3 protein-coding genes and 1 pseudogene are annotated in these 2,221 nt (G+C 53.9%); 3 read left to right on the top strand and 1 reads right to left on the bottom strand.

The genetic code is table 11. The annotated features are described in order from the left end of the window. From ACE4YL_RS02280 to ACE4YL_RS02270, 3 genes and pseudogenes are all read left to right on the top strand, one after another. A pseudogene (locus ACE4YL_RS02280) lies at nt 1-270 on the top strand (hypothetical protein); the annotation flags it as partial. Next, nucleotides 257-1,021, top strand: a complete 765-nt coding sequence (locus tag ACE4YL_RS02275; RefSeq protein WP_461369105.1) for a terminase large subunit domain-containing protein — start codon at nt 257-259, stop codon at nt 1,019-1,021. The pseudogene ACE4YL_RS02280 and the gene ACE4YL_RS02275, both read left to right, overlap by 14 nt. Further along, nucleotides 1,014-1,619 carry a phage terminase large subunit family protein gene (locus ACE4YL_RS02270; RefSeq protein ID WP_461369104.1) on the top strand — a complete coding sequence of 202 codons (606 nt, stop codon included), beginning with the start codon at nt 1,014-1,016 and terminating at the stop codon, nt 1,617-1,619. The genes ACE4YL_RS02275 and ACE4YL_RS02270 overlap by 8 nt, the downstream gene beginning before the upstream one ends. A gap of 315 nt (nt 1,620-1,934) precedes the next feature. On the opposite strand, the gene ACE4YL_RS02265 is transcribed toward ACE4YL_RS02270, so the two are convergent. Then, nucleotides 1,935-2,093 (bottom strand): helix-turn-helix domain-containing protein, encoded by a 159-nt coding sequence (locus tag ACE4YL_RS02265; RefSeq protein ID WP_461369103.1) that lies wholly within the window; start codon nt 2,091-2,093, stop codon nt 1,935-1,937. Nucleotides 2,094-2,221 lie beyond the last annotated feature (128 nt).

Genomic DNA, 2,221 nt, shown 5'->3' with positions numbered 1-2,221 from the left:
CGGGACAAGGCCCTTTCAATCCTTACCAAAGCGGAGCAGGCCGGGGAGCTGCGGACGGCTTTAACTGGCATACGAGAAGCGAGAGCCTGTCTGGAACTTTTAGCGAAGTTACAGGGTGAGCTACAGCAAGAGGGAACCGTTAACGTGGTGCTGGCCCCCCAGTGGCTGGAGCTGCGGACAGTAATCCTTCAGACCCTGGAACCCTGGCCCGAGGCCCGGCTTGCCCTGGCCCAGGCAGTAAAGGAGGCTGAAGCTGATGCTGGCCGGTAATCTGGTGCAGGCCCTAGACCCGGTGGCTTTTGCCCGGGAAGCATTGAGCTTTATCCCTGACCCCTGGCAGGCCCAGGCGTTGCGGTGGAGCGGGAAGCGGTTACTCTTAAACTGCTCCAGGCAGAGCGGCAAGAGCACCACGGCGGCGATCTTGGCGCTGCACAGGGCGTTGTTTTATCCTGCTTCCCTGGTGCTGCTGGTCAGCCCTTCCCTGAGGCAGTCAGGCGAGCTTTTCCGCAAGGTGCAGGAGGCATTAAAGCGGCTGGATGAACAGCCAGAGCTGACGGAAGATAATCGGTTGAGCATGACCCTAACTAATAAAAGCAGAATTGTATCTTTGCCTGGTAAGGAGGCTACCGTTAGGGGTTATAGCGGTGCTGATCTAATTGTCGAAGATGAAGCGGCTAGGGTAGTAGATGAACTTTATTTTAGCGTTAGGCCGATGCTGGCGGTAAGCGGTGGCCGGCTTATACTTATGTCAACTCCCTTTGGTAAGCGCGGCCATTTCTTTGAAGAATGGACAAACGGCGGCGAGAGCTGGGAGCGGATCATGATCACGGCTCACGATTGCCCGAGAATTAGCCCGGAGTTCTTAGAGGAAGAACGGCAGGCCCTGGGCGATTGGTGGTTTCGGCAGGAATATCTTTGTGAATTTGTTGAAACGGTGGACCAGGTGTTTAGTTATGACCTGGTGCAGGCGGCGATAACGGAAGAAGTAAAACCCCTTTTCGGAGGTGCTGAAGGTGAATAAGTTTTTTGTCGGCCTTGATCTGGGACAGGCGCAGGACTATACGGCCCTGGTGGCGATAGAGCGCAAAGCATACCGCTACGACCCCAGGCCCTATGAATACCATATTCGCCATTTAGAACGGCCAAAGCTGGGAACCCCCTATCCGGCCATAGTTGAGCAGGTGCAGGCTCTGATGCGCTCCAGGCAGCTATTAAATCAGGCGACCCTGGTGGTGGACGCTACCGGCGTTGGCCGGCCCGTGGTGGACCTTTTCCGTAAAGCCGGCCTGCGGCCAGTGGCGATAACGATAACCGGCGGCAACGCGGTTACTGTAGGAGGCGGCGGATTCCATGTCCCAAAGCGGGACCTGGTAACAACCCTTCAGGTGCTGTTTCAATCCGGCAGGTTGAAGGTGGCCGGCAGGTTGCCCCTGGCGCCGGTACTGATAGAAGAGCTGCTTAACTTCAAGGTGAAAATAAACGTCAAGACGGCTCATGACAGCTACGAAGCATGGAGAGAGGGCGTTCATGATGACCTGGTGCTGGCCGCAGCCCTGGCCTGCTGGTATGGCGAAAAGCGCAGTTTTATCAGGCCGGTGCAGAAACCGGAGGGCTGGTGAGTGTGTATTAAGTGTGTCAGGCCCGAAAATTCCGCTATACACCAAGGGTTTTTAGGCGACCCCTTGGTACAGTATCAAGAGGCGAAGGGAAAGGAGCTGCGGGAATGATCGTTAAAATAAAATAAGAAAGCTGGTCGGGAGGGCTGCGCGAACTACGGGGAGACTGGCCCGGATGGTGGCCGGGCCTGGTGCTGGCCTGAAAGGTGAGACTTGCCTTTATTCCGCTGGAATAAGTGAGAGCGGGCCGTTCTGCCAGTGGACCCGAGCTTGCAGGGTGAACATGACAGCAGAGGGATAAAGCCTTTACCTTGGCCGCTATCCTTTCAAAAGCCGTTTAAGTTCTGTTTCGCTGATGCGCCAGAAGTGACCGACCTTGACGGCCTGGAGTTTTCCTTCATGAATCCAGTTATAAATTGTTTTCCTGGTAACTTTAAGGTTTTCGGCAACTTCTTCGGGTGTAAAGTGTTTTTCCATTATTGCCTCTCCTTTTTTCTTATAAATTATCACACTTTCGCTTAATTAGCAATAAAAGATATTGACAAGCTATGACTTAAAAGATAAACTATAAGAAAGCATAGGAAAGCGTGAGAAAGGGAGGGCGA

The organism is Candidatus Darwinibacter acetoxidans (genome assembly GCF_041936445.1).
Classification (GTDB): domain Bacteria; phylum Bacillota; class Limnochordia; order Darwinibacteriales; family Darwinibacteriaceae; genus DTU010.
This window is presented reverse-complemented; position numbering and strand designations above follow the sequence as displayed.

What these genes read in the sequence shown, in the direction of transcription:
- ACE4YL_RS02275 (WP_461369105.1), top strand. Translation starts at nt 257, where the DNA reads ATGCTGGCCGGTAATCTGGTGCAGGCCCTAGACCCGGTGGCTTTTGCC.
- ACE4YL_RS02265 (WP_461369103.1), bottom strand. Translation starts at nt 2,093, where the DNA reads ATGGAAAAACACTTTACACCCGAAGAAGTTGCCGAAAACCTTAAAGTT.